Origin of the sequence: Saccharothrix espanaensis DSM 44229 (assembly GCF_000328705.1) — a bacterium.
GTDB classification, from domain to species: Bacteria; Actinomycetota; Actinomycetes; order Mycobacteriales; family Pseudonocardiaceae; genus Actinosynnema; species Actinosynnema espanaense.
Genome location: NC_019673.1, coordinates 294,004 through 318,484, shown reverse-complemented (window position 1 = coordinate 318,484; position 24,481 = coordinate 294,004). Strand labels below are relative to the sequence as shown.

The 24,481-nt window shown below is 72.2% G+C and carries 23 protein-coding genes; 15 read left to right on the top strand and 8 right to left on the bottom strand.

What is annotated here, in order from left to right:
* Positions 1–257: 257 nt before the first annotated feature.
* Positions 258–1,361 carry a septum site-determining protein Ssd gene (ssd, locus tag BN6_RS01560; RefSeq protein ID WP_015097764.1) on the bottom strand — a complete coding sequence of 368 codons (1,104 nt, stop codon included), beginning with the start codon at positions 1,359–1,361 and terminating at the stop codon, positions 258–260.
* A 465-nt stretch (positions 1,362–1,826) separates the two neighbouring features.
* On the opposite strand from ssd, the gene BN6_RS01555 reads away from it, so the two are divergent.
* The 6 genes from BN6_RS01555 to BN6_RS01530 all read left to right on the top strand — a co-directional run bounded on the left by BN6_RS01555 (position 1,827) and on the right by BN6_RS01530 (position 9,990).
* Complete coding sequence (locus BN6_RS01555) at positions 1,827–2,639, top strand: HAD family hydrolase (protein ID WP_015097763.1); 813 nt, start codon at positions 1,827–1,829, stop codon at positions 2,637–2,639.
* 577 nt (positions 2,640–3,216) lie between these two features.
* The gene (locus BN6_RS01550) at positions 3,217–4,965 is read left to right on the top strand and encodes a glycoside hydrolase family 3 protein (protein WP_015097762.1); all 1,749 of its coding nucleotides are present in this window, start codon (positions 3,217–3,219) and stop codon (positions 4,963–4,965) included.
* Complete coding sequence (locus tag BN6_RS01545; protein ID WP_015097761.1) at positions 4,962–6,230, top strand: exo-beta-N-acetylmuramidase NamZ family protein; 1,269 nt, start codon at positions 4,962–4,964, stop codon at positions 6,228–6,230. The genes BN6_RS01550 and BN6_RS01545 overlap by 4 nt, the downstream gene beginning before the upstream one ends.
* A 102-nt stretch (positions 6,231–6,332) precedes the next feature.
* Positions 6,333–8,036, top strand: coding sequence for a serine hydrolase domain-containing protein (locus tag BN6_RS01540; protein WP_041311621.1), 1,704 nt, complete (start codon positions 6,333–6,335; stop codon positions 8,034–8,036).
* 110 nt (positions 8,037–8,146) lie between these two features.
* On the top strand, positions 8,147–9,061 hold the full coding sequence (locus BN6_RS01535) for a MurR/RpiR family transcriptional regulator (protein WP_015097759.1): 915 nt from the start codon (positions 8,147–8,149) through the stop codon (positions 9,059–9,061).
* Positions 9,058–9,990, top strand: coding sequence for an N-acetylmuramic acid 6-phosphate etherase (locus BN6_RS01530; protein WP_015097758.1), 933 nt, complete (start codon positions 9,058–9,060; stop codon positions 9,988–9,990). Before BN6_RS01535 ends, BN6_RS01530 begins: the two co-directional genes overlap by 4 nt.
* Here the strand turns inward: BN6_RS01530 and BN6_RS01525 are convergent.
* Positions 9,959–10,408 (bottom strand): Lrp/AsnC family transcriptional regulator, encoded by a 450-nt coding sequence (locus BN6_RS01525; RefSeq protein WP_197540233.1) that lies wholly within the window; start codon positions 10,406–10,408, stop codon positions 9,959–9,961. The two genes, BN6_RS01530 and BN6_RS01525, sit on opposite strands and share 32 nt — an antisense overlap.
* 106 nt (positions 10,409–10,514) lie before the next feature.
* Here BN6_RS01525 and BN6_RS01520 point away from each other — a divergent pair, with 106 nt between their 5' ends.
* Together BN6_RS01520 and kynU are read left to right on the top strand one after the other, a co-directional pair.
* Positions 10,515–11,330: a tryptophan 2,3-dioxygenase gene (locus tag BN6_RS01520; protein WP_015097756.1), complete on the top strand. Its 816-nt coding sequence runs from the start codon at positions 10,515–10,517 to the stop codon at positions 11,328–11,330.
* Positions 11,327–12,451, top strand: a complete 1,125-nt coding sequence (gene kynU / locus BN6_RS01515) for a kynureninase (RefSeq protein WP_015097755.1) — start codon at positions 11,327–11,329, stop codon at positions 12,449–12,451. Before BN6_RS01520 ends, kynU begins: the two co-directional genes overlap by 4 nt.
* 4 nt (positions 12,452–12,455) lie before the next feature.
* Here the strand turns inward: kynU and BN6_RS01510 are convergent, their stop codons facing one another.
* Entirely contained in the window at positions 12,456–13,181 is a 726-nt protein-coding gene (locus BN6_RS01510) for a Fic family protein (protein ID WP_041315851.1), read from the bottom strand.
* A 92-nt stretch (positions 13,182–13,273) separates the two neighbouring features.
* Between BN6_RS01510 and BN6_RS01505 the strand changes: the two genes are divergently transcribed.
* From BN6_RS01505 to BN6_RS01485, 5 genes are all read left to right on the top strand, one after another.
* Positions 13,274–13,843, top strand: coding sequence for a GNAT family N-acetyltransferase (locus BN6_RS01505; protein ID WP_015097753.1), 570 nt, complete (start codon positions 13,274–13,276; stop codon positions 13,841–13,843).
* A gap of 203 nt (positions 13,844–14,046) precedes the next feature.
* Positions 14,047–16,032, top strand: a complete 1,986-nt coding sequence (gene acs / locus BN6_RS01500; RefSeq protein WP_015097752.1) for an acetate--CoA ligase — start codon at positions 14,047–14,049, stop codon at positions 16,030–16,032.
* A gap of 122 nt (positions 16,033–16,154) precedes the next feature.
* A complete protein-coding gene (gene nhaA, locus BN6_RS01495) occupies positions 16,155–17,351 on the top strand; it encodes a Na+/H+ antiporter NhaA (RefSeq protein WP_015097751.1) in 1,197 nt (398 codons plus the stop codon).
* Positions 17,352–17,391: 40 nt separating this feature from the next.
* Positions 17,392–17,871: a phage holin family protein gene (locus BN6_RS01490; RefSeq protein WP_041311614.1), complete on the top strand. Its 480-nt coding sequence runs from the start codon at positions 17,392–17,394 to the stop codon at positions 17,869–17,871.
* Positions 17,872–17,879: 8 nt separating this feature from the next.
* On the top strand, positions 17,880–18,818 hold the full coding sequence (locus tag BN6_RS01485; RefSeq protein ID WP_015097749.1) for an alpha/beta fold hydrolase: 939 nt from the start codon (positions 17,880–17,882) through the stop codon (positions 18,816–18,818).
* Here the strand turns inward: BN6_RS01485 and BN6_RS01480 are convergent.
* Genes BN6_RS01480 through nth form a run of 5 tightly spaced genes read right to left on the bottom strand, consistent with a single transcriptional unit; the run spans position 18,781 to position 22,794 of the window.
* Positions 18,781–19,533: a methyltransferase domain-containing protein gene (locus BN6_RS01480; protein WP_197540232.1), complete on the bottom strand. Its 753-nt coding sequence runs from the start codon at positions 19,531–19,533 to the stop codon at positions 18,781–18,783. The genes BN6_RS01485 and BN6_RS01480 overlap by 38 nt on opposite strands.
* 37 nt (positions 19,534–19,570) lie before the next feature.
* A complete protein-coding gene (locus tag BN6_RS01475; protein WP_015097747.1) occupies positions 19,571–20,758 on the bottom strand; it encodes a MarP family serine protease in 1,188 nt (395 codons plus the stop codon).
* A 16-nt stretch (positions 20,759–20,774) separates the two neighbouring features.
* Positions 20,775–21,437 (bottom strand): NUDIX hydrolase, encoded by a 663-nt coding sequence (locus tag BN6_RS01470; protein ID WP_015097746.1) that lies wholly within the window; start codon positions 21,435–21,437, stop codon positions 20,775–20,777.
* Positions 21,434–22,030: a TlpA family protein disulfide reductase gene (locus tag BN6_RS01465; protein ID WP_015097745.1), complete on the bottom strand. Its 597-nt coding sequence runs from the start codon at positions 22,028–22,030 to the stop codon at positions 21,434–21,436. The genes BN6_RS01470 and BN6_RS01465 overlap by 4 nt, the downstream gene beginning before the upstream one ends.
* On the bottom strand, positions 22,027–22,794 hold the full coding sequence (nth, locus tag BN6_RS01460; RefSeq protein ID WP_015097744.1) for an endonuclease III: 768 nt from the start codon (positions 22,792–22,794) through the stop codon (positions 22,027–22,029). The genes BN6_RS01465 and nth overlap by 4 nt, the downstream gene beginning before the upstream one ends.
* A 178-nt stretch (positions 22,795–22,972) precedes the next feature.
* Here nth and BN6_RS01455 point away from each other — a divergent pair, with 178 nt between their 5' ends.
* Both BN6_RS01455 and BN6_RS01450 read left to right on the top strand, forming a co-directional pair.
* A complete protein-coding gene (locus BN6_RS01455; RefSeq protein WP_015097743.1) occupies positions 22,973–23,224 on the top strand; it encodes a hypothetical protein in 252 nt (83 codons plus the stop codon).
* 198 nt (positions 23,225–23,422) lie between these two features.
* Positions 23,423–24,097 carry a Crp/Fnr family transcriptional regulator gene (locus tag BN6_RS01450; RefSeq protein ID WP_015097742.1) on the top strand — a complete coding sequence of 225 codons (675 nt, stop codon included), beginning with the start codon at positions 23,423–23,425 and terminating at the stop codon, positions 24,095–24,097.
* The last annotated feature ends 384 nt before the right edge of the window (positions 24,098–24,481 follow it).

The window sequence follows — 24,481 nt, the reverse complement described above, 5'->3', positions numbered from 1 at the left end:
GCAGGCGCGCCCGCAGCACGCCCACGGCCCGCCCGACCCCGCCCCACGCAGCACGAGCGTTCGCAGCCAGTGAACGAGGTGGATGCTCCGACAGACCCGCCGCCCGCACGTCCTCCACCGGCCAAGGGGATGGGCGCTCCGGCTGGTCGGCGGTGGGCGCGTTCTGAACCGGCGAACCGGACGGATGCTCTCCCTTACCGGCCGGGCGGGTGTCCTGCGCTGGGAAGTGGGCCGGCGGGTGGCTGTGGCTCGGGTGCTCAGCCATGGCTGATCTCCGCCGGGGTGAAAGTCCTGGTGGACAACGGGTTCTGCGCGCGCAGCACGGCCAGCACCTCGCGTGCGGCGGCGGCCAGCGGGCCTTGGCGGTGGTGGGGGAACCGGCCCTCGTCGAGCGCGGTGGCCAGCCGGCGTTCCGGGCGCATGGCGGTGAGCAGGGGCAGCCCGACCGCCTTCGCCACCTGGCGGGCGTGGATCCCGGTCGGCGACGGCCCGCGCACGACGGCGTGCAGGGCGACGCCCCGCGTGGCCACCTCCTCCGCCACGCGCCGGGCCGCCGCGCACGCCCGCAACCGCGCGGGCACGACCAGGACCGCCAGGTCGGACCGCTCCAGCGCGGCCCCGGCGGCGGGTGAGAGCTGCCGGGGCACGTCGCAAATCACCGTCTCGCCCGCGCGCCGGCCGGCCTCGACCACCGCCGCCACGGCCTGCGGTGTCGGGTCGGGTCCGTTCCGCGCGCAGGACAGGAACGTCAGCCGCCCGTCACCCCTGGTGCGGCTGGGCAGGGCGGACCGCAGCTCGGCCACCGGCACCCGGCCGCCGCTCAGGCTCAGGTCCGGCCAGCGCTTGCCGGCCTCGCGCTCCGCGCCCAGGGCCAGGTCGAGCCCGCCGCCGAGCGGGTCGCAGTCCACCAGCAGGCCGCGCCCGCCGCCGGAGAGCACCGCCTGCCCCACGGCGGTCGCCAGCACCGACGCGCCCGCGCCGCCGCACCCGCCCAGCACGGACAGCACCCGACCGTCGCCCGGCGGCGACTCCACCACGTCCGACAGTGCCTCCTGGAGCTTGGCGCGGCCCGCCCGGACGTCGATCACCTGCTCCACGCCCAGTTCCAGCGCCGGTGGCCACACCGACCGGTCCGGCGGGCCGGTGGCGACCACGAACACCGCCGGCCGCCGGGGCAGCGCCGCGCCGGCGACCGCCGCGAGGGTCGTGGTGTCGAGCACGACGGCCGACGCGGCGCGCCACCGACCGCGCAGCGCGGCCACGTCCGGCACCCGGTCCACCTCGCAGCCCGCGACGGCGGCGGCCTGCAGCACCTCGTCCAGCAACGCCGGGTCGTCTACCAGGGCCAGCAGTCGATTCACGGTTCCTCCTCGGGTCGTTCACGTTGGGTGGTACCCACGTTCCCGAGTGGTGAGGAAGGCCACAACTACCGATGGTCGATCTGTGGACAGCTTTGCGGGGTGTGGACAACTCGAAGCCGCGAATCGGCGGGTTGCCCGGCGACCGGACCAGGAGCGGGGGACCGCGCGCGACCGGCCCGGAAAGGGGCTGCGGAACCGGCGGAGGAGGGGGCGAAACCGACCCCGGACATGGGACGACCCCCGCCAGGGGGGAGGGACGGGGGTCGTCATTGGTTCAGTCCCGGGGGTCGGACTGAACCTGTCCGGTCGAGCCGGACCCGTCTACTGTATCCCCACAGGACAGGGTCATGCGTGTCTTCCGTTAGAGGGACACGGAAAATTCGGTAGACCGCATCACTGTCAGTTCGTAAAACGCCGAATTACAGTGGCCGCTCGACTGCTCCGACCGGCCCTTAAGCTGGACCGGTGACCGAGCACGCCACCGAAGGCAGCAGAGTCGCCGCGTTCTTCGACTTGGACAAGACGGTCATCGCCAAGTCGAGCACGCTGGCGTTCAGCCGGCCGTTCTTCCAAGAAGGCCTGATCAACCGGCGTGCGGTGCTCAAGAGCGCCTACGCGCAGTTCGTGTTCATGCTGGCCGGCGCGGACGCCGACCAGATGGACCGGATGCGCTCGCACATCACCGCCCTCTGCGAGGGCTGGGACGTCGAGCAGGTCCGCTCGATCGTGGACGAGACGCTGCACGACATCGTGGATCCCTTGGTCTACAAGGAAGCCACCCAACTCATCGTCGACCACAAGGCCGACGGGCACGACGTGGTCGTGGTCTCCGCGTCCGGGGAGGAACTGGTCGCGCCCATTTCCGCGATGGTCGGCGCGACGCGCAGCGTGGGCACCCGGATGGTCGTCAACGACGGCCGCTACTCGGGCGACGTGGACTTCTACTGCGCCGGCGAGAACAAGGCCGTCGCGGCGAAGCGGCTGGCCGACGAGCACGACTACGACCTGGCCCGGTGCTTCGCCTACTCCGATTCCATCACCGACCTGCCGCTGCTGGAGGTGGTCGGGCACCCGACCGTCGTCAACCCGGACCGCGCGCTGCGCAAGGTCGCGGCGCAACGCGGGTGGCCGGTCCTCACGTTCTCCGACCCGGTTTCCCTGCGGGCCCGCATCCCGCGCCCGTCCGGCACGACGGTCGCGGTGACCGCGATCGGGTTGGGTGCCGCGACGGCCGCCGGTGTCGCTTGGTACGGCTTGCGCCGCCGACGTCGGAGCTGATTCACCCGGCGTTGCCCCGGTCAGCGGTACCCGCGATGGCGCCCTTATCGAAAACGGTGTCACACAAGAAGATCCGCTACTGACGGTCGCTTTACCGGTGCACTCCATCGAGCCCTTGCCGGAGGGCCGTACACGCACTACAAAGGAGGTGCGGACCTCCGGTTGGCCAGGGACGGAGCGGAAGAGAAGCGCCGTTCACCCCGACAGAGCTCCGTGCGCGGACTTCGAGCACCCACGCGCGGCACGCCGCGGGAGGCTTGTCGTCAAGGGCCTGCGTAACGGGACGCCGGACGCCGAGGCCAGGTTGGTACGACACGAGTTGCACGCTTGGTAACTCGAAAGCCCGCGCTGAAGGCCGTGCCCCTCACATCGCTGAGGGGCACGGCCTGTTTTTGTGCCCAGTTCCGGCACCCCGCCGCGGAACCGCCCGATCGAGTGACGCCGGCAGGCCCGGAATTGTCGGTGCCCATCCGCACAATGCTTACGCAACGCAACCCGTTGACCCGCCCCTGTGACGTGGGTAACTTGCAAAATAGGGCCACCAAGTGGTGGGAGATTGCCAAGTGAGGAGGACACCGTGTTCCGTCCGCTCGTCGCCGCAGCCGCGGTCGCGGCGTCCTTCGTCGTGCCACCGGCCGCCGCCGCGCCAACCCCGGCCACGCCCGACCAGAGCGCGTCCGCGCAGCAGGTGCGCTCGGCGGTCACCGAGCTGGCCGAGGGCCTGTCCCTGGAGGAGAAGGTCGGCCAGCTGTTCGTGACCTACCTGCACGGGCAGGCGGCGGACGAGGTCCACCCCGGCAACCAGCGCGACTTCGGCGTGGGCACCCCGGCCGAGGTGATCGCGAAGTACCGGCCCGGCGGGGTCGTCTACTTCAACAACCCCAGCTACGACAACATCGACACCCCGCAGCAGATCGCGCGCCTGTCCAACGGCCTGCAACGCGCGAGCCGCGTCCCGCTGGCCGTGGCCACCGACCAGGAGACGGGCCTGGTGACGCGGATCGGCGCGCCCGCCACCCAGTTCCCCGGCAACATGGCGCTCGGCGCGGGCCGCAGCACCCGGGACGCCGAACGCGCCGCCGCCATCACCGCGAGCGAGCTGCGCGCGATGGGGATCAACCAGAACTTCGCGCCGGACGCGGACGTCAACTCCAACCCGGCGAACCCGGTGATCGGCGTCCGCTCCTACTCCAGCGACCCGGCGCTGGCCGCCGAGTTCACCGCCGCCCAGGTGCGCGGCTACCAGCAGCGGTGGCTGTCACGGGACTCCGTGTCGGCGACCGCCAAGCACTTCCCCGGCCACGGCGACACCGACGAGGACAGCCACACCACGCTGCCCGTGGTCGACCGGACCGTCGAGCAGTGGCGCGCGGTCGACGCCCCGCCGTTCGAGGCGGCGATCCGCGCGGGCATCGACTCGGTCATGACCGCGCACATCCGGTTGCCCCGGATCGACCCGTCGGGCGAGCCGGCGACGCTGTCCAAGCCCGCGATCGACCTGCTGCGCAACGACCTCGGCTACGACGGCGTGGTCATCACCGACTCGCTGGCGATGGCGGGCGTGCGCAAGATGCACCCGGACGCGGAGATCCCGGTGCTGGCGCTGAAGGCGGGCGTCGACCAGTTGCTGATGCCGGTCGACCTGGGGCTGGCCATCGACAGCGTGGTGGCCGCCGTGCGCTCCGGCGAGCTGACCGAGAAGCGGATCGACCAGAGCGTGCTGCGGGTGCTCCGGATGAAGTTCCTGCGCGGGACGCTGGGCCACCCGCTGGTGGACGAGAGCCGGGTGGACGCGAGCGTCGGCGCACCGCAAAACCTGGCCGCGGCGCAGGCGATCACCGACCGCACGATCACCGTGGTGCGCAACGAGTCGCTGCCGCTGAAGACCACGCTGAAGACCACATCGGCGCTGGTGACCGGGTGGGGCGAGACGACCACCCGCACGCTGGCCGGCCTGCTCGGCGGCACCGCCCTGCCGACCGGCGGCACACCGACCGAAGCCCAGATCGCGGAGGCCGTGCGGGCGGCGGCGAGCGCCGACCTGGTGGTCGTGCTGACCAACGCGCTGTCCAAGCAGCCCACCCAGCAGGCGTTGCTGACCAGGCTGCTGGCGGTCGGCAAGCCGGTGGTCGCGGTGGCCGTGCAGAACCCGTACGACGTGGCGCACACCGCCGCGCCGAACTGGCTGGCGACCTACTCCTACGGGGCCGGTTCGATGGCGGCGCTGGCGAAGGTGATCACCGGCGAGCTGAAGCCCAGCGGTCGGTTGCCGGTCGCCGTCCCCGGGCCGACGCCGTACCCGATCGGCCACGGGGTGACGTGGTGACGCCCGGGGTCTCGCGGCGGCTGCTGCTGGCCGGTGCGGCGGCAGGCGTGACGACCGGGGCCGCCGGCGTTGTCGGGACTGCCGGCGTTGCCGGGGCGGAGCCCGTGCAGGCGGATCAGCGGCTCGCGACCGGCGCGGAACTCGCGGCGGCGGACGGGTGGCGGCTGCTCGCCGGGCGTGCGGTCGGGGTGCTCACCAACCCGACCGGGGTCTTGCGCGACCAGACGCACGTGGTCGACTCGATGGTGGCCGCCGGGCACGCGCCGAAGGCCGCGTTCGGGCCGGAGCACGGGTTTCGCGGCACCGCGCAGGCCGGTGGGTCGGAGGGCGACTACCTCGACCCGCGCACCGGCGTCCCGGTGTACGACGCGTACGGGGCCGACGCGGCGAAGCTCGCCGGCATGTTCGCCAAGGCCCGCGTGGACACGGTGGTGTTCGACATCGCCGACGTCGGCGCGCGGTTCTACACCTACATCTGGACGATGTACACGGCGATGCGGGCCGCCGCCGCGAGCGGGGCCGAGTTCGTCGTGCTGGACCGGCCGAACCCGGTCGGCGGCACCGCGCGGGGCCCGCAACTCAACCCGGCGTACGCGACCGGCGTCGGGCGCAAGCCGATCGTGCAGCAGCACGGTCTGACCGTCGGCGAGCTGGCGGGGCTGTTCAACGGTGAGTTCCTGCCCCACGACGGCGGGCAGGTCGCGTTGCGCCGGGTGTGGGCGCGGGGCTGGCGGCGCGGTGACCTGGACACGGGTCTGCCGTGGGTCCCGCCGAGCCCCAACATGCCCACCCGGGACACCGCGCTGGTCTACCCCGGCACGTGCCTGTTCGAGGGGACGGTGCTCTCCGAGGGGCGGGGCACCACCCGACCGTTCGAGACGGTGGGCGCGCCGGGGGTCGACTGGCGGTGGGCGGAGGACCTGAACGCGGCGGGCCTGCCGGGGGTGCGGTTCCGGGAGGCGCACTTCACGCCGACGTTCGCCAAGTTCGCCGGCCAGGTCTGCGGCGGGGTGGCCCTTCAGGTCACCCGGCCCGCCGAGTTCGACGCGATCCGGGCCGCCGTGGCGATGATCGTGACCGCGCGGGTGCGCTACCCGGGGGTCTTCGCGTGGCGGCCGGACTTCTGGATCGACAAGCTCACCGGCTCGGACCGGCTGCGCCGCATGGTCGACGCGGGCGCGGGCACCGACGAGGTGGTCGGCGCGTGGCGCGACGAACTGGCCGCCTTCACCCGCCTCCGCCGCGACTACCTGCACTACCGGTGAACCCGCACTACCGGGGAGCCCGCACTACCGGTGAACCCGCAACTACCGAGAAGCCCGCACTACCGGGGAGCCCGCCGAGGAACCCGCACGACCGGTGAAGGAGTGACCGTGCGCGCCCTGCTGATCACCGCCCTGCTCGCGATCCTGGTTACGACCACCCCGGCCCACGCCACAGCGAGTGAGACTGGACGTCACGAGGCGGACGGTGAGGTGGCGGTGCAGGAGCGGCGGGGGCGGTTCGACGTGGTTCGGCGGGGGTGGGCGGACGACGTGCTGCGGTCTGGTCGGCCGGAAAGCGTCGGGCTCGATCCCGGGCCGATCGCCGGCGCGCTCGACCAGGTGCGCCGCTTCACCGCGCCCGACGCGTCGGGGCACCCGCTGTTCGCCGGGGCCGTCACGCTGCTCGCCCACGACGGCGTCGTCACCACGCACGAGCCGACCGGGTGGGCGGTCCGCTACGCCGACGCCGCCGGCACCGAGCTGCCCGAGGACCGGCGGGTGCCGATGCGGGCCGACACGATCTTCGACCTGGCCTCGATCTCCAAGCTGTTCACCTCGATCGTGGTGGTGCGCCGCCAGGAGCTCGGCCAACTCGACCTCGACGCGCCGGTCGCCCGGTACCTGCCGGAGTTCGGCGTCAACGGCAAGTCCGCCATCACCGTCCGCCAGTTGCTCACCCACACCTCGGGTCTGGAGCCCTGGCTGCCGCTGTGGTCGAAGTACCCCGACGTCCCGGCGCGGCTCAAGGCCGTGCTGGATGTGGCGCCGAAGAACCCGCCGGGCTCGACCTACACCTACTCCGACCTGAACCTGATCACGCTCGGCCTGCTCGCCCACCGGCTCACCGGCAAGCCGCTCGACGTGCTGGTGCGCGAGGAGATCACCGAACCGCTGGGGCTGCGCGACACCGGCTACAACCCGCCGGCCGACGAGCTCGACCGGGTCGCGGCGACCGAGTTCCAAGCCCACCGCGGCCTGGTCCGGGGCCAGGTGCACGACGAGAACGCCTGGTCGCTGGGCGGGGTCGCCGGGCACGCCGGGGTGTTCGGGACAGCGGCCGACCTGGCCGTGCTGGGGCAGGCGATCCTCAACGGCGGCGAGTACCGGGGCCGCCGGATCCTGCGCCCGCGCACGGTGGAGCTGATGCTCACCGACTTCAACCAGGGGTTCCCCGGCAACGCGCACGGGCTCGGCTTCGAGCTCGACCAGCGCTGGTACATGGGCGCGCTCACGTCCCCGAAAGCCGCGGGCCACACCGGTTTCACCGGCACGACGCTGGTGCTCGACCCGCTCTCGGGCTCGATCGCCGTCCTGCTGACCAATCGGGTGCACCCGAGCCGGGACTGGGGTTCGATCAACCCCGCGCGCCGGGCCGTGGCGAACGGTCTGGCGGCGGCGCTCGCGGTCCGCCCGCGGCACGGCCGTGCGGCGTGGACCGCGACGACCCACCTCGGCACGCTCACGACCGCCACCTTGACCCGCTCCGACCGGGTGCGGCTGCGGTTCGACGCGTTCGTCGACCTGGACCCGGGCGACCGGGTGGTGGTGCAGGCCAGTAACGACGGGACGTCGTGGCGCGACCTGAAGGTGTTGGCCGGTTACGGTGCACGCCGCTGGGAACGCGTGGAGCTCGCGACGGAGTCGGCGACCGCCTTCCGCTGGCTCTACGTGAAGGGCGAGGGGTACGGCGGGCGCGGCGTGTACGTCGACGGCGTGCGGGTGTCGGACAGGCACGGCGTGGTGGTCGACGCGGAGCGCGATCCGGGTGTGTTGCGCGCCGATGGGTGGCGTTCGGCCGACCGCTAGTGGGCCATTGCCCGATCCGCCCACGCCACCGGGTGGAACTCGGCGGCGGTCGGGGTGAGTTCCGCCCACTGTGCGTTGATTTTCCGTTGGACGGTTAGTAAGTTTCCCACGTGTCCACCGAGAGCACCGATGCCAGCCCCCTAGTCAAGATCCGGTCCCTCCTGCCCGGCCTGGCCCGCGCGGAGCAGCGGGTCGCCAAGGTCGTGCTGGACAACCCGGCGACCGTCGCCCACCGCAGCATCACCGAGGTGGCCGAGGCCGCCGGCACCAGCGAGACGACGGTGACCCGGTTCTGCAAGGCCATCGGCGTCGGCGGGTACCCGGAGCTGCGGATCGCGCTGGCCGCCGACACCGCCCGCACCGCCGCGCGCACCGACCGGGACCTGGGTGGCGACATCGGCCCCGGCGACGACCTGCGCCAGGTGGTCGGCAAGGTGGCGTTCGCGGACGCCCGCGCGGTCGAGGAGACCGCCGAGCAGCTCAACGTGGAGACCCTCCAGCAGGTGGTCGAACTGGTCGCGGGCGCGCGCCGGGTGGACGTCTACGGGTTCGGCGCGAGCGCGTTCGTCGCGTTCGACCTCCAGCAGAAGCTGCACCGGATCGGGCGGACGTGCTTCGCCTGGAACGACACGCACATCGCGCTCACGTCGGCCGCCGTGCTGACCGAGGCGGACGTGGCGGTCGGCATCTCGCACACCGGCTCCACCTCGGAGACCGTCGAGGCACTCCGGGTCGCCAAGGACCACGGCGCGGCCACGGTGGCGCTGACGAACTTCCCGCGCTCGCCGATCAGCGAGGTCGCCGACCACGTGCTGACCACCGCGGCCCGCGAGACGACCTTCCGCTCCGGCGCGATGGCCAGCCGGATCGCCCAGCTCACGGTGATCGACTGCCTGTTCATCGGCGTCGCCCAGCAACACGTGGACAGCGCCAAGACCGCGCTCGAAGCGACTTACGACGCGGTGTCGGGCCACCGGCTCGGCGCCCGCCCGGACGGCAGGCGACGCCGGGAGACCGGTAAATGACGCCGCCCCGGCACGATGTCGCGATCCGGGTGGAGTCGCCCACGGAGGCCCGCAACCCCCGCACCGAGGACATCGACCGGCTGTCCACGCTGGACGTGCTGCGGTTGATCAACAGCGAGGACCACCAGGTGCCCGACGCGGTGGCCGCCGTGCTGCCGGAGCTGGCGCGGGCCGCCGACCTGGCGGTGGGCGCGCTGCGCGCCGGCCACCGGGTGCACTACGTCGGCGCGGGCACGTCCGGCCGCCTGGCCACGCTGGACGCCGCCGAGCTGGTGCCGACCTTCAACGCCCCGCCGGACTGGTTCGTCGCCCACCACGCGGGCGGCTCGGAAGCCCTGGTCAAGGCCGTGGAGGACGTCGAGGACGCGGCGGCCGGCGGTGCCGCGCAGATCCGCCGGCACGCGGCGGCGGGCGACCTGGTGCTGGGGCTGACCGCGTCCGGCCGCACGCCGTTCGTGGTGGCCGCGCTGGCGGAGGCGCGCACGATGGGCGCGCACACCGTCCTGGTCTCGAACAACCCGATCGCGCCGCCGGTCGACGTCGACGTGCTGATCGCGGTCGACACCGGACCGGAGGCGATCGCCGGCTCCACCCGGATGAAGGCGGGCACGTCGCAGAAGCTGGTGCTGACCTCGTTCTCGACGGCCGTGATGGTCCGGTTGGGCCGCACGTACTCGAACCTGATGGTCTCCATGCGCGCCACGAACGCGAAGCTGCGCGGCCGCACGGTCCGGATCCTGCGGGAGGCGACCGGCCTGGGCGAGGACGAGTGCACGTCGGCGCTGGCGGACGCGGGCGGCGAGCTGAAGGTGGCGCTGGTGCACCTGTTGGCCGACGTCCCCGCGGCGCGGGCGGCCGAGGCGCTGGACGCGTCCGGGGGGCACGTCCGGCACGCGCTCAGCCTGCTGTCACCGGGCGCCACGGGATAGGCGTCGACAGCACCATCGCCGACGACGTCTCGCCGTAGCCGCCCAGCCGCACCAGCAGCCGTTCCAGCTCGATGATCGAGCTGGTCACGATCTTGACGACCGAGCAGATGTCGCCGGTCAGCCGCACCACCTCGACCACCTCGGGGCAGTCGTCGAGCAGTTCCGGGTGCACCGTGATGCACCGCGGCCCGTAGCACTTCATCCGTACCAGGGCGACCACGGACCGTCCCACCGCCGTGGGGTCGACGGTCGCGCGGTAGCCGGTGATCACCCCTGCGTTCTCCAGCCGGCGCACGCGCTGCGCGACCGTCGGCGGCGACACGTGCACGCGGCGCGCGAGCTCGTTGTAGGACAGCCGCGCGTCTTCCTGCAACGCCTCCAGCAAGGCCCAGTCGACCCGGTCCAGCTCTACGCTCATGAACCAAAAGCTATCCTCAAAATCCTCTTTCATCCATAAGAACTTCCGCCGGAAACAGCCCCCGACACCCATTCAGATCAGCCAAAAGGGCAGCCATGATGAAGTCATGGAATGCCCGGTCGCACCCAAGTTGGACTTCGGCGGCACGACGCCTTACGAGGACTACGTGCATGCCTCCGTGCTGCACTCGTTGCAGCAGCAGTGGTCCCAGGACCCGCGCGAGATGTCGTTCCTGGTGATCACGCAGATCATGGAGCTGTACTTCGGTCTGCTGTGCTTCGAGTGGCGACAGGCGCAGCGGGAACTCCGGGACGACGACCTGCGCGCCGCCGTGCGCACGCTCAAGCGCAGCGACCTGCACCTCCAGGCGTTGAACGCGGCGTGGCGGCCGATCGCCCGGATGACCCCGACCGAGTTCAACTCGTTCCGGGACGCGCTGGGCGAGGGTTCGGGCTTCCAGTCCGGCCGCTACCGCGAGGTGGAGTTCCTGCTCGGCGAGAAGTCGCGCTCGATGCTGGTGCCACACCGCGCCGTGCCCGCCCAGCACGACGCCTTGGAGGCGCTGCTCAACGAGCCGAGCTTGTACGACGACGTGCTGGCCGCGCTGCACCGGCGCGGCCTGCCGATCCCCGAGGACGTGCTCAAGCGGGACGTCGCCGAGCCTTACGAGCCGAACGCGGACGTGGAACGCGTGTGGGCGGACATCTACCGCGAGGGCAACCGCGATCTGCTGGAACTCGGCGAGGCGCTGACCGACCTCGCCGAGGAGTTCGCCCGGTGGCGCTACGACCACCTACTGGCGACCCGGCGCTCGATGGGGTCGAAGGTCGGCACCGGCGGGTCGGCGGGTGTGGCGTGGCTGGAGAAGCGCACCCGGCGTTCGATCTTCCCGGAACTGTGGACCGCGCGGAGCTACGTGTGAACCACGACCCGTTGGCGCACGTCCGCGCCCTGTTCGACCTGGACGACTCCGTCGTCTACCTCGACGGCAACTCGCTGGGCGCGCCGCCGAAGAACGTGGCCGCGCGGGTTCAGGACGTCATCGCGAACCAGTGGGGCCGACGGCTGATCCGGAGCTGGTCGGAGGGCTGGTGGACCGCACCGGAGCGGATCGGCGACCGGATCGGCAAGCTGGTCGGGGCCGCCCCGGGCCAGGTCGTGGTGGCCGACTCGACCAGCGTCAACCTGTTCAAGGCACTGATGGCGGCGGTCCGCGGCACGGACCGGTCGGAGATCGTGGTGGACGCCGGAACGTTCCCGACCGACGGCTACATCGCCCGGTCGGTGGCCGACCTGACCGGCCTGGCCCTGCGCCCGGTGGACCCGGACCACCTGGCCGTGCACGACCGGACCGCCGTGGTGCTGCTCAACCACGTCGACTACCGCACCGGACGCCTGCTGGACATGGCGGAGCTGACCGCTCGGGCGCACGCGGCGGGCGCGAAGGTCGTCTGGGACCTGTGCCACAGCGCGGGCGTGCTGCCGATCGAGCTGGACCGGCTCAACGTCGACCTGGCGGTGGGCTGCACCTACAAGTTCCTCAACGGCGGCCCCGGCTCGCCCGCGTTCCTCTACGTCCCGACGGCCGCGCAGCCCGGCTTCCACCAGCCGTTGACCGGCTGGACCGGTCACCGCGCCCCGTTCGCGATGACGCCCGACTACACCCCCGACGGCGGTGTCTCGCGGGCCCGCGCCGGCACGCCGGACATCGTCTCGATGCTGACCCTGGACGCCGCGCTCGACGTCTGGGACCAGGTGGACCTGCGCGACGTCCGGGCGAAGGGCCTGGCGCTGACCGCGCACTTCCGCGGCCTGGTCGAGGACCTGCCGGGGATCGAGGTGATCACCCCGGCCGACGAGTGGCGGGGCCACCAGGTCTCGCTGCGGCACCGCGACGCGGAGTCGCTGATGCGCCGGCTGATCGAGCGGGACGTGATCGGCGACCACCGTCCGCCGGACGTGCTGCGGTTCGGCTTCGCGCCGCTGTACAACTCGTTCGAGGACGCCGAGCGCGCCGCCGCCGTGCTCAAGGAACTGCTGTGAGGGGCTAGGAGGAGGCGGCGTCCGCGATGCTGCGGGCTTCGCGGGCGCCGGCCTCCAGCGCCTCGCACCAGAACAGCACCCACTTGCCGACGCCCTCGGGATCGCCGGTGGAGAAGCCGTGCAGCGCGGCGGCGTAGTCGTTCTGCCGGCGCAGGCACGCCACCTCGGGCACGCCCAGCGACTTGGGGTCGAGCCCGGTCGCGATGGACGCCAGCCGGGACGCGGCCCGCGCCACGACGCCGTTGGCGGTGGGGAACGGCGAGAGGGTCATCAGCTCGCCGTGCACGACGGCCACCACCAGCGGTCCCGGCGCGGACGTCCCGCCGGTCACCAGCCCGGCCAGCAGGTCGAGCCGCTCGGCGATGCCGGGTGCGGTGCGCGGCCGGCCGGGTTCCACACCCAGGTCCGCGCCCGCGAGCACGTGCAGCCGGGCCAGCGCCTGGGACGGGGCGCGCTGCCAGGTCGGCAGGACGACACCGAGCGCCTCCGCGACCCGCAGCGACCCGGCGAGCACCGGGTCGGCCACCGTGCCGTCCTCGGGGATCGCGGTGGGGCCGCCGTCGAGGGCCGCCGAGGCGCGGGCGGCGCGCACCGACGCCTCGGCCGCCGTGGTCGCCCAGCCGCGCAGGTTCACCCGGAGCCGGTGCACCTGGAACACGGCGTCGCGGGCGGCTTGGACGGCGTCGGCCACACCGGGCAGGTCCAGCAGCGGAGCAAGCGGATCGGTCACGCCGGAGCACACTACCCGCCGGTAAGTGGCCTCTCGGAACTCGCTGGCAATGGCCGTGACAAGAGGCCACTAAGGCGCTTAGTGTCGAAGACATGACCTGGTACGACCGTCCCACCCTCGTCGGCGAGCACGTGCGCCTGGAACCGCTGTCCGTCGACCACGCCGAGGGCCTGCTCGACGCGGGCAAGGACCCGGACATCTGGACGTGGCTGAGCCTGCGGCAGCCGCGGACGCCCGCCGAGGCCCGGACCATGGTCGAGACGATCCTCGCCGACCCGGACCGCCGGGCGTGGGCGCAGGTCGACCCGGTCACCGGCGAGGTAGCCGGCACCACGTCGTTCTACGACATCGACCCCGTCCACCGGGGCCTGTACGTCGGCTACACGTGGATCGGCGCGCGCTGGCAGCGCACCGCGCTCAACCGCGCCGCGAAGCTGCTGCTGCTCACCCGGGCGTTCGAGGAGCTGGGCGCGCACCGCGTGGGCTGGCACACCGACGGCCTCAACGAACGGTCACAGCGAGCGATCGAACGGCTCGGCGCGACCCGCGAGGGCGTGCTCCGATCGCACCGGATCCGACCGGACGGCACGCTGCGCGACACGGTCGTGTACTCGATGACGGCGGCGGAGTGGCCGGCCGTCAAGGCGCGTCTGCGGGCGTGAGCCTGCTCACGAATCGCGCCGCTGGTCGCAGGGGTTGTGCCAGCCAGCGGGATCACAATGGTCAGGCAGGGCCCGCGCGGGTTACACAGTTACCCACGTGTTTCAGCCAGGCATGAAATTGGTCTGAACCTTTTGGGTGCGCAGTGAGCCGGATCGCACTACCGTCAGTGCGCACCCCCACGGATTCAGGAGGTCCCCGCACCATGACCCAGCCGCAAGCCCAGGGCCCCGCCCTGGACAACCTGCTCACCGAGAACCGGACGTTCCCGCCGAGCGCGGAGTTCGCCGCCCAGGCCAACGCCACCCAGGAGCTCTACGACCGGGCGGCGGCCGACCGCGACGCGTTCTGGGCGGAGCAGGCCGAGCGGCTGGTCTGGGACACCCGGTGGACGCAGGTCCTGGACTGGTCGAACGCCCCGTTCGCGAAGTGGTTCGTCGGCGGCAGGCTCAACGTCGCCTACAACTGCGTGGACCGGCACGTCGAGTCCGGCCACGGCGACCAGGTCGCCATCCACTGGGAGGGCGAGCCCGGCGACAGCCGCGCCATCACCTACGCCGAACTCCAGCGCGAAGTCTCCAAGACGGCCAACGCCCTGGTCGAACTCGGTGTCGGCGCGCAGGACCGGGTCGCCATCTACATGCCGATGGTGCCCGAGGCGATCTTCTCGATGCTCGCCTGCGCCCGGCTCGGCGCGCTGCACAGCGTCGTGTTCGGCGGCTTCTCCGCCGAGGCCCTGCGCACCCGCATCGAGGACTCGCAGGCCAAGCTCGTCATCACCACCGACGGCCAGTACCGGCGCGGCAACCCGGCGGCGCTCAAGCCCGCCGTGGACGAGGCCGTCGCCAAGGCCGCGAGCGTCGAGCACGTGCTGGTGGTCAAGCGCACGGACTCCGAGGTCGAGTGGACCGAGGGCCGCGACCTGTGGTGGCACGACCTGGTCGACCGCCAGTCCGACCAGCACACGCCGGAGTCCTTCGACTCCGAGCACCCGCTGTTCATCCTCTACACGTCCGGCACGACGGGGAACCCCAAGGGCATCCTGCACACGTCCGGCGGGTACCTGACCCAGGCGTCGTACACGCACCACGCCGTGTTCGACCTCAAGCCGGACACCGACGTCTACTGGTGCACCGCCGACATCGGCTGGGTCACCGGCCACAGCTACATCGTCTACGGCCCGCTGTCCAACCGCGTCACGCAGGTCGTCTACGAGGGCACGCCGAACACCCCGCACGAGGGCCGGCACTGGGAGATCGTGCAGAAGTACGGCGTCTCGATCTACTACACCGCGCCCACGCTGATCCGCACGTTCATGAAGTGGGGCGCGGACATCCCGGCCAAGTACGACCTGTCCAGCCTGCGCGTGCTGGGCAGCGTCGGCGAGCCGATCAACCCCGAGGCGTGGATCTGGTACCGGGAGACCGTCGGCGCGGGCAAGACGCCCGTCGTGGACACCTGGTGGCAGACCGAGACCGGCGCGATCATGATCTCGCCGCTGCCCGGCGCCACCTCCACCAAGCCCGGCTCGGCGCAGCGCCCGCTGCCCGGCATCGGCGCGAAGGTCGTCGACGACCAGGGCGTCGAGGTCGGTCCCGGCGGTGGCGGCTACCTGGTGCTCGACCAGCCGTGGCCGTCGATGCTGCGCGGCATCTGGGGCGATGAGGCCCGCTACCGCGACACCTACTGGTCCCGGTTCGGCGAGCAGGGCTACTACTTCGCCGGCGACGGCGCGAAGTACGACGACGACGGCGACATCTGGCTGCTCGGCCGGGTGGACGACGTGATGAACGTGTCCGGGCACCGGATCTCCACCACCGAGGTCGAGTCCGCGCTGGTCTCGCACCCGACCGTGGCGGAGGCGGCGGTGGTCGGCGCGACCGACCCGACCACCGGCCAGGGCATCGTGGCGTTCGTCATCCTGCGCGGCGGGGTGGCCGAGGGCTCCGACGGCGCGGCGGCGATCAAGGCGCTGCGCGAGCACGTGGCCAAGGAGATCGGGCCGATCGCCAAGCCCCGGCAGATCCTGGTCGTGCCGGAACTGCCCAAGACCCGCTCCGGCAAGATCATGCGCCGGCTGCTGCGCGACGTGGCGGAGAACCGGCAGGTGGGTGACGTCACCACGCTGGCCGACTCGTCCGTGATGGACCTGATCTCCACCGGCCTGAAGTCCGGCTCCACCGAGGACTGATCGCCGGGCGAAGGGTGCCCTCCGACGGGGAGGGCACCCTTCTGCGTTAAAATCCCGTCAAGGTGAGCCGGGAAGTCTGGTCGGCACGAGGATGACCCGTACCCGACGCACCTGGAGTCACGTTGAGCCGCAAGCGTCACGCCGTCGCGGACTTCGCCCGCTACCTGCGCACCGAGACCGTCGGCGGCATGGTCCTGCTCGGAGCCACGGCGGTCGCCCTGGTCCTGGCCAACTCCCCGTTGAACGACGCGTACACCGCCGTGCGGGACTTCCACATCGGACCGTCCTCGCTGGGACTGCGGCTGAGCGTCGGCGACTGGGCCAAGGACGGCCTGCTCGCGATCTTCTTCTTCGTCGCCGGGCTGGAGCTCAAGCGCGAACTGGTGATCGGCGAGCTCAACAACCTCAAGGCCGCGACCCTGCCGGTGGTCGCGGCGATCGGCGGCATGGTGGTGCCGGCGGTGATCGCGCTCGGCGTCGGGTGGGGCGAGCCCGGCATCGAACGGGCGTGGGCGATCCCGGTGGCGACGGACATCGCGTTCGCGCTGGGCGTGCTGGCGATCACCGCGTCCGGGCTGCCGAGCAGCCTGCGGGTGTTCCTGCTGAGCCTGGCCGTCGTGGACGACCTCGGCGCGATCCTGCTCATCGCGGTGCTGTTCACCGCGAAGTTCAACCTGCTCGCGGCGCTGGCCGCCGTGGCGCTCATGGCGTTGTACGCGTACTTGCAGCGCAAGCGGGTCACCACGCCGTGGCTGTACGTCCCGATCGCGGTCGGCACGTGGATCGCCGTGCACGCCGCGGGCATCCACGCCACGATCGCCGGCGTCGCGCTCGCCCTGCTCACGCGGGTGCGCAAGGACCACTACGAGCAGCACGCCCCCGCGCTGCGCCTGGAGCACCGCCTCCAGCCGTGGTCGGCCGGTGTGGCGGTGCCGGTGTTCGCGCTGTTCGCGGCGGGCGTTCCGGTGAGCGGTGACGTGCTCGGCACGCTGTTCGAGGACAAGATCGCGCTCGGCATCATCCTCGGTCTGGTGGTGGGCAAGCTGGTCGGCATCGTCGGCGCGTCCGCGCTGGCCGTGCTGTTCCGGGCGGCGGTGTGGCCCAGCGGGGCCGGGCCGCGCGACATCGTGGCGGTGGCCATGCTGGGCGGTGTCGGGTTCACGGTCAGCCTGCTGATCTCGGACCTCGCGCTCGACGGGCAGGCCGCCGAGCAGGCGAAAGCCGCGGTGCTGCTGGCGTCGATGGCGGCGTCGCTGCTGGCCGCGGCGTTGTTGGTGCGGCGCAGCCGGGTGCACCAACGCGCCGACGAGGACGCGTGATCCGCCGGTCGAGCGGCCCCGGGATCCGGTGCATGGCACGATGAGCAGCGTGACCAGCGCTCGGGAGAACACCAACGGCAGCGGACTGCCCCCTGTTCCGTCGATCCCGTTGACCGCGGAGAGCGCGGCCAAGATCGCGGAGGAGACGTCCATCGGCGGCCTGGTCCGCGACGCGACCTCGCACTTGTCGACGCTGGTCAGAGCAGAGGTCGAGCTCGCCAAGTCGGAGATCGCCGGCGAGGTGAAGAAGGGCGTCAAGGGCAGCGTCTACTTCATCGTGGCGCTGACCGTCCTGCTGTTCAGCTCGTTCTTCTTCTTCTTCTTCGCCGCCGAGCTGCTGGCCGAGTGGCTGCCGCGCTGGGCGGCGTTCCTGATCGTGTTCGGCGCGATGCTGCTCGCCGTGGCCGGGTTCGCGTTCCTGGGCTACCGCAAGATGAAGAAGCTGCGCGCGCCCACCAGGACGATCGAGTCGGCCAAGGACACCGTCGCGGCGCTCACCCACCGCGGCGACGAGTCCTGAGCAGCGCCGTGCGGCTGCCGCCGGACCCGTCGACGGTCCGGGTCCCCGGGCCCTGGACGCACCGCGACGTGTCCGCGAACGGCATCCGCCTGCACGTCGCCGAGCTGGGCGATGGACCGCTCGTGCTGATGCTGCACGGGTTCCCGGAGTTCTGGTGGTCGTGGCGGCACCAGCTGGTGGCGCTCGCCGACGCCGGCTTCCGGGCCGTCGCGGTCGACCTGCGCGGCTACGGCGACTCGGACAAACCGCCGCGCGGCTACGACGGCTTCACCCTCGCCGGTGACGTCGCGGGGCTGGTCAAGGCGCTCGGCGCGGCCAAGGCGCACGTCGTCGGCCACGCCTGGGGCGGGCTGCTGGCGTGGACGGTCGCCGCGATGCACCCCCGGCTGGTGCACACCGTCACCGCGGTGTCCGCGCCGCACCCGCTGGCGCTGCGCCGGGCGATCCGCCGGCACCCGCGCCGGCAGGGCCGGGCCGCCTCGCACGTGTTCCGCTTCCAGGTGCCGCTGTACCCCGAGCGCAAGCTCACCCGCAACGGCGGCGCGGAGGTGGCCCGGCTGATCTCGGCGTGGGCCGGTCCGAAGTGGACGGTCTCGCCGGAGTTCGACGAGGTGCTGCGGCGCAACCGGGAGGCGATGCTGGTGCCCGCCGTGGCGCACTCCGCGCTGGAGTACCACCGCTGGGCGGTGCGCTCGCAGCTGCGCAGCGACGGCCGCCGGTTCGCCGAGGTCGTGGACCGCCGGCTGACGATGCCGGTGCTGCAACTTCAGGGCGCGCAGGACCCGGTGATGCTGGCGTCGACCGCGTCCGACTCGGGCCAGTGGGTCGGCCCGAACTCCCGCTACCGCTGCCTGCCCGAGGTGGGGCACTTCCCGCACCAGGAAGCGCCGCACACCACCAGCAAGCTGATCACCGAGTTCCTCCACGGGGCCGCAGCACGGCGGTGAACAGCAGGAACGTCGCCAGGAACGGTGCCGTCCCCAGCTCGTGCAACCACCGGCGCGCCACGTCCGGCGCGAGCCCGCCGCCGCGCACGGCCCGTTCCGCGTTGCGCCGCAACCCGAGGATCTCGTCGGCGGCGGCGAAGTCCCGGATCACCGGCGCGGTCACGTGCAGGTCGACCTCGAACCCGGCCCGCTCGGCCAGGCGTGCCACCCGGCGGCCGACCGTCGCGCCCGGCACGACCTGGTCGCACAGGAAGTCCCGGACCGCGCGGCCCACCCGCACGTCGCCCGGGTCGACGGTGATGGTGTCCCAGTCCGGCTGCGCCACCACGGCGATCCCGTCCGGCCGCAGCACCCGCCGCAGCTCGGCGAACACCGCCGCGGGCGAGTCCACCCGGTGCAGCACCCGGTCCAGCCGGGCCCGGTCCACCATCGCGTCGGCCAGCGGCAGCGCCGCGGCGTCGGCCCGGTGCACGTCGACCGCCGGGTACTCCTCGGTGCGCGCCCGCGCCGCCGCCACCATCTCCGGGTCGGCGTCGATCCCGATCACCCACTCCGCGCCGGTCGCGGCCAGGTCGACCAGGTCCGCGCCCGGACCGCAGCCGACGTCCACCACGGTGTGCCGCCGCCACACGTCCAGCGCGCTGAGCAGCCGTTGCTTGTAGGCCCGTGCGGTGTCGTGCCGGGCCACCGCGTCCAAGTACCCGATCGTGTCCACCCGGCCAGCCAAGCAGCGGGATGTGGAGATCGGGTGATCAGGACGCGCAGGTCTGGGTGGACGCCCGGCGGACCTGGCCGGGGGCGTCGGCGACCTCCTGGGCCACCTCCTGCGCGGTGAGCACGAAACCGGTCTCCTGGTCGTCCACGGCCGCGCCGAAGACCACGCCCATCACCCGCCCCTGCGGGTCGATCAGCGGGCCGCCGGAGTTGCCGCTGCGCACCTTCGCCCGGACCGTGTAGACGTCCCGGGTCACGGTCGCCGCGTCGTAGATGTCCGGGCCGCGCAGCATCGGGATGCGTTCCCGGATGCGCGCCTCGGACGCCGTGTACGGCCCGTCCAGCGGGTAGCCGAGCACGATCCCGTCCTCGCCCTGCTTGATCTCGTCGGTGCGGAACTCCAGCGGCTCGGCCTCCAGGTCCGGCACGGCCAGGACCGCCACGTCGGTCTGCGGGTCGTAGTGCACGACGGTGGCGTCGAACTGGCCGCGCCCGACCTCGACGGTGACCTCGCTGGTCCCGGCCACGACGTGGGCGTTGGTCATCACCCGTTCCGGCGCGATGACGAACCCGGTGCCCTCCAGCGCCCGCGAGCACGACGGCGCGCGCCCGCGCACCTTGAGCACGCTGGGCCGCAGCTTCTGCACGATGGGGTTGGCCGACAGCGCCGGGTCGGGCGGGCCGACCTCCTTGAGCGGCGTCCGGTTGAACGGGTCCATCGCCGCCGGGAAGCCCGACACGTCGAACAGGTTCTGCAGGTCCTGGGAGAGCGTCCGGGCGGCCTGCGGCATGGTGCCGTCGACGGTGGACAGGATCACCGACTGGTTGAGCGCCTTGGCCAGCGACGGCAGGCCGGCGACCATGGTCAGCGGCAGCGCGATCATCCACGCCACCACGAACACCACCGCGCCCTGCACGATCGCGCCCAGCGCGTTGTCCGCGCCGCGCAGCGGGCTGGAGTTGACCTTGGGCTTGATCGTGCGGCCGACGTAGACGCCGAGCGTCTCGCCGAGCGCGACCAGCAGCACCACGATCCCCACCGCGAACACGACCTTGGTGACCACGTTCTCGAACTGGGCGACCACCAGCGGGGCCAGCTGCGTGCCGAGGACCAGACCGATCAGCACCCCGACGAACGCGGGCAGCGCGACGACCATGCCCTGCCGGGCGCCGGAGACCGCGGCGAAGGCGGCCAGCGCAAGGACAAGCAGGTCAACCCAGTTCACGCAGCCCAACCCTCCGTCACGTAGCGCGCAACGCTAGCTCAAGGTCGCGCACGTCGGTCCTGTCCCACGGCTGTTCCCAGCCGCCCAGCGAGAGCAGCCCGTCGAGCAGGCCGGCGGTGAACCCCCACACCAACATGCCAGGTGCGGAGAACGCCGGTCCGCTGTAGCCGGACGGGTGGGTGACCCGGAACCGGTTGGCCGGATCGGCCAGGTGCGCGATCGGCACCCTGGCCACGGCGGCGGTCTCGTTGAAGTCGACCGGCGCGACCGGCGACGGCCGGTCCCAGTGCGCCAGCACCGGAGTGACCACGAACTTCGACACCGGCACGTAGAGGTCGGGCAGCTGGGCGACCGGGCGCACGCCGGAGCGCAGCACGCCGGTCTCCTCGTACGCCTCGCGCAGCGCCGTGTCGACCGGGCCGTCGTCGGTCGGGTCGGCCGCGCCGCCGGGGAACGCCACCTGGCCGGGGTGCGAGCCGAGCGTGTCCGAGCGGCGCAGCAGCAGCACGTCGGGGCCGTTCGGGCCCTCGCCGAACAGCATCAGCACCGCCGCGGCCCGCCCCGCGCCGTCCGCCGGCGGGGAGATCCTGGTGAACCTGCGGGCGTCGATCCCGGCGGTGGCCTTCACCAGCCCGCTCATCCACCCCGGGACGTCCTCCGGGCTCGCCAGCGCGCTCATCCGACCACCTCGCGCACCTGGTCGACGCTGGTCAGCACGGGGTACTTGGTGACCTCGGCCAGCGTGCCGTCGGCACCGACGACGTAGGTCACCGGCATCCCCGGCCTCGGCCGCACGGCCTTGCGCACCGCGTCCTCCTCGCTGAACACGGCCGGCAGGCGCACGTCGAGCTTGCGCAGCAGTTCCAGGCCGTCGCCTTCCTTGCTCTCCACCAGCACGGTCACCACCGGGACCGCGCCCGGTTCGCGCGCGTACGCGTCGAGCACCTTCAGCTCTCCTTGACAGGGAACGCACCAGGTCGCCCAGAAGTTCACCACCGCCCGCCCCGGCAGGGCGGACGCGACGTCGAGCGCGGAGCCGTCGCCCAGGCAGCGGGCGGTCACGCCGCGCAGCACCTCGGGCCCGCCCTCCCCCTTGGGGCACGGCCGCAGCGCCGCCTGCTCGCGCAGCGGGCCCAGGTCCGGTGCCGGTCGGCCGGAGGCGGCCGGTCGGTCCGGCGGCGGGTCGGTGTCCGAGGCGCGCGGCCACAGGGCCACCACCCCGGCCACCGCGAGCACCAGGACGACCGCGGCCCACCGAACTGCCCGGCTCACGCCAGTCTCTCCCCCGCCCGGACCCGTTCGGCCAGCGCGATCAGGTGCGCTGCCTCCTCGCCCTTGACCAGCTTCTCGGCCTTGGCCGGGTCGACCTGGCCGATGCCGTAGGAGGGGCACTGCGGGGCCAGCAGGCACGCGCCGCAGGCGGGCGTGCGGGCGTGGCAGACGCGCCGGCCGTGGAAGATCGTCCGGTGCGAGAGCAGCGTCCAGTCCTTGCGCTCGACCAGTGCGCCGATCGCGTGCTCGACCTTGACCGGGTCCTCCTCCTCGGTCCAGCCCCAGCGGCGGACCAGCCGGCCGAAGTGGGTGTCGACGGTGATCCCGGGCACGCCGAACGCGTCGCCGAGCACCACATTCGCCGTCTTGCGGCCGACGCCGGGCAGCGTGACCAGCTCGGCCAGCGTGCCGGGCACCTCGCCGCCGAACCGCTCGACCAGGGCCGAGCCCAGGCCGATCAGCGAGGTGGCCTTGTTGCGGTAGAAGCCGGTGGAGCGGATGAGCTCCTCCAGCTCGGTGCGGTCGGCGGAGGCGTAGTCGGCGGCCTTCCGGTAGCGCGCGAACAGCGCCGGGGTGACCATGTTCACCCGGACGTCGGTGGTTTGCGCGGACAGCACCACGGCGACCAGCAGTTCCAGCGGTGTCGTGAAGTCGAGTTCGCAGTGCGCGTCGGGGTAACCCTGGTGCAGTACGCGGACCATCCGACGAGCGCGCCGGGTGAGGCCCAGCGGGGTCTCCGGCTTCTTGACCGTGCTGCGAGCCATGGGAGAAGGCTACTGCCACCGACCGACACGCCCGGCCGACCTCACGAATCCGGCCGACCCGGGCACCGCGCGCAACCACCCGGCGGCGGTGCACGTCCACATACAAGACGACCTCGAAGCGGAACAGAGACCCCCTCGGATGCGCGTCCACAAGGGATGCGCAAGGATCGGAGCCATCATGACTGCCTGGTTCGTCATCGCCGTTCCGATCGTGATCATGTTCTTCGCGCTCTTCATGGAGCGCGTTGAAGCCCGCCTGCGCCACGTCGCCGTCCAGGAGGACGAGGTCGAGGAGTTCCTCGAGTCGGCGCGCCCCGACGAGGTCAGGGCGCTCTACGGGCACGGCATCGGCCGCGCGCTGGAGCTGTTCCGGCTGCGCAGGCTGGGCGGTCGTGCGCGGAACCTGCGCCAGCGGCGCACCCGCCGCTAGCGCCGGATCGAACCGGCGAGGCCCGCGGGGTCACCCCCGGTGGGCCTTTTCGGGCTGTCCGGGAGCTGTGCGGCGGCGCGCCGAAAGGCGAACCACCACACAGCGCCTAGACTGCACTCAGTGATCGACGGCAGGCGCTGATCCGCCAGAAGGCGGAACGCGCTCGACCAGCCGTCGCGTCTCGACAGGAGGGACGAGGTGGACGAGACCCTGGCCCGCGCGGGCATTTTCCAGGGGGTTGAACCGGCTGCAGCGGAGGCACTGGCGCAGACGCTGGAGTCCGTTGAATTCCCGCGTGGCCACGTGATCTTCGCGGAAGGCGAGCCGGGCGACCGGCTCTACATCATCCAGTCCGGGAAGGTGAAGATCGGCCGCAAGTCGCCGGACGGTCGGGAGAACCTGTTGGGGATCTTCGGGCCCTCCGACATGTTCGGCGAGCTGTCGATCTTCGACCCCGGTCCGCGCACGTCCACCGCCACCACCGTGACCGAGGTGCGCGCGGTGAGCATGGACCGACCGGCACTGCGGCAGTGGATCACCAACCGGCCGGAGATCGCGGAGCAGTTGCTGCGGGCGCTGGCGCGCAGGCTGCGCCGGACGAACTCCATGCTGGCCGACCTGATCTTCACCGACGTGCCCGGCCGCGTCGCCAAGGCGTTGTTGCAGCTCGCGCAGCGCTTCGGCAGCCAAGAGGCCGGTCTGCTGCGGGTCACCCACGACCTGACGCAGGAGGAGATCGCCCAGTTCGTCGGCGCGTCGCGGGAAACGGTGAACAAGGCCCTGGCCGACTTCGCCCACCGCGGCTGGCTGCGGCTGGAGGGCAAGAGCGTGCTGATCCTCGACCCGGAGCGGCTGGCGCGCCGGGCCCGCTAGGAACTCGGACCGCACCGAGGCGAGTCCTCGAAGGACAACAAGACCGGGCGCCGCCCCCGACGCGGCGCACCGGTCTTGTTGTGCTGCGCGGCCCATCCCCCGACAGACCGCGCTTCTCCACACCTCCGACACCTCAGGCCCCGACCCTCTGGCGCCGGAAGGAGGCTTGGGTACCCCGCCTGACCTCGATCGAAACGGGCCCGTGCGGGTAGTGCCCACGATCGCACGCCACCCACCACCCAACTCAAGCCCGTTCACCCTCAAGGACCTTCTGTTCAGCGCTTTCGTTGCGTGGTTTCACCCGGTCATCCCATTGTTGTGACCGAATCGCAACACAACGGGCCCTGGTGACCGACCACACCGCCGAAAACACTGGTACGGGCG

Bases quoted from the DNA above. Each gene is read 5' to 3' on its own strand.
- BN6_RS01505 (WP_015097753.1), top strand. From the start codon at position 13,274: ATGACCTGGTACGACCGTCCCACCCTCGTCGGCGAGCACGTGCGCCTG.
- nth (WP_015097744.1), bottom strand. From the start codon at position 22,794: ATGGCTCGCAGCACGGTCAAGAAGCCGGAGACCCCGCTGGGCCTCACC.
- BN6_RS01525 (WP_197540233.1), bottom strand. From the start codon at position 10,408: ATGAGCGTAGAGCTGGACCGGGTCGACTGGGCCTTGCTGGAGGCGTTG.
- acs (WP_015097752.1), top strand. From the start codon at position 14,047: ATGACCCAGCCGCAAGCCCAGGGCCCCGCCCTGGACAACCTGCTCACC.
- BN6_RS01455 (WP_015097743.1), top strand. From the start codon at position 22,973: ATGACTGCCTGGTTCGTCATCGCCGTTCCGATCGTGATCATGTTCTTC.
- BN6_RS01490 (WP_041311614.1), top strand. From the start codon at position 17,392: ATGAGCAGCGTGACCAGCGCTCGGGAGAACACCAACGGCAGCGGACTG.
- BN6_RS01530 (WP_015097758.1), top strand. From the start codon at position 9,058: ATGACGCCGCCCCGGCACGATGTCGCGATCCGGGTGGAGTCGCCCACG.
- BN6_RS01520 (WP_015097756.1), top strand. From the start codon at position 10,515: ATGGAATGCCCGGTCGCACCCAAGTTGGACTTCGGCGGCACGACGCCT.
- BN6_RS01470 (WP_015097746.1), bottom strand. From the start codon at position 21,437: ATGAGCGCGCTGGCGAGCCCGGAGGACGTCCCGGGGTGGATGAGCGGG.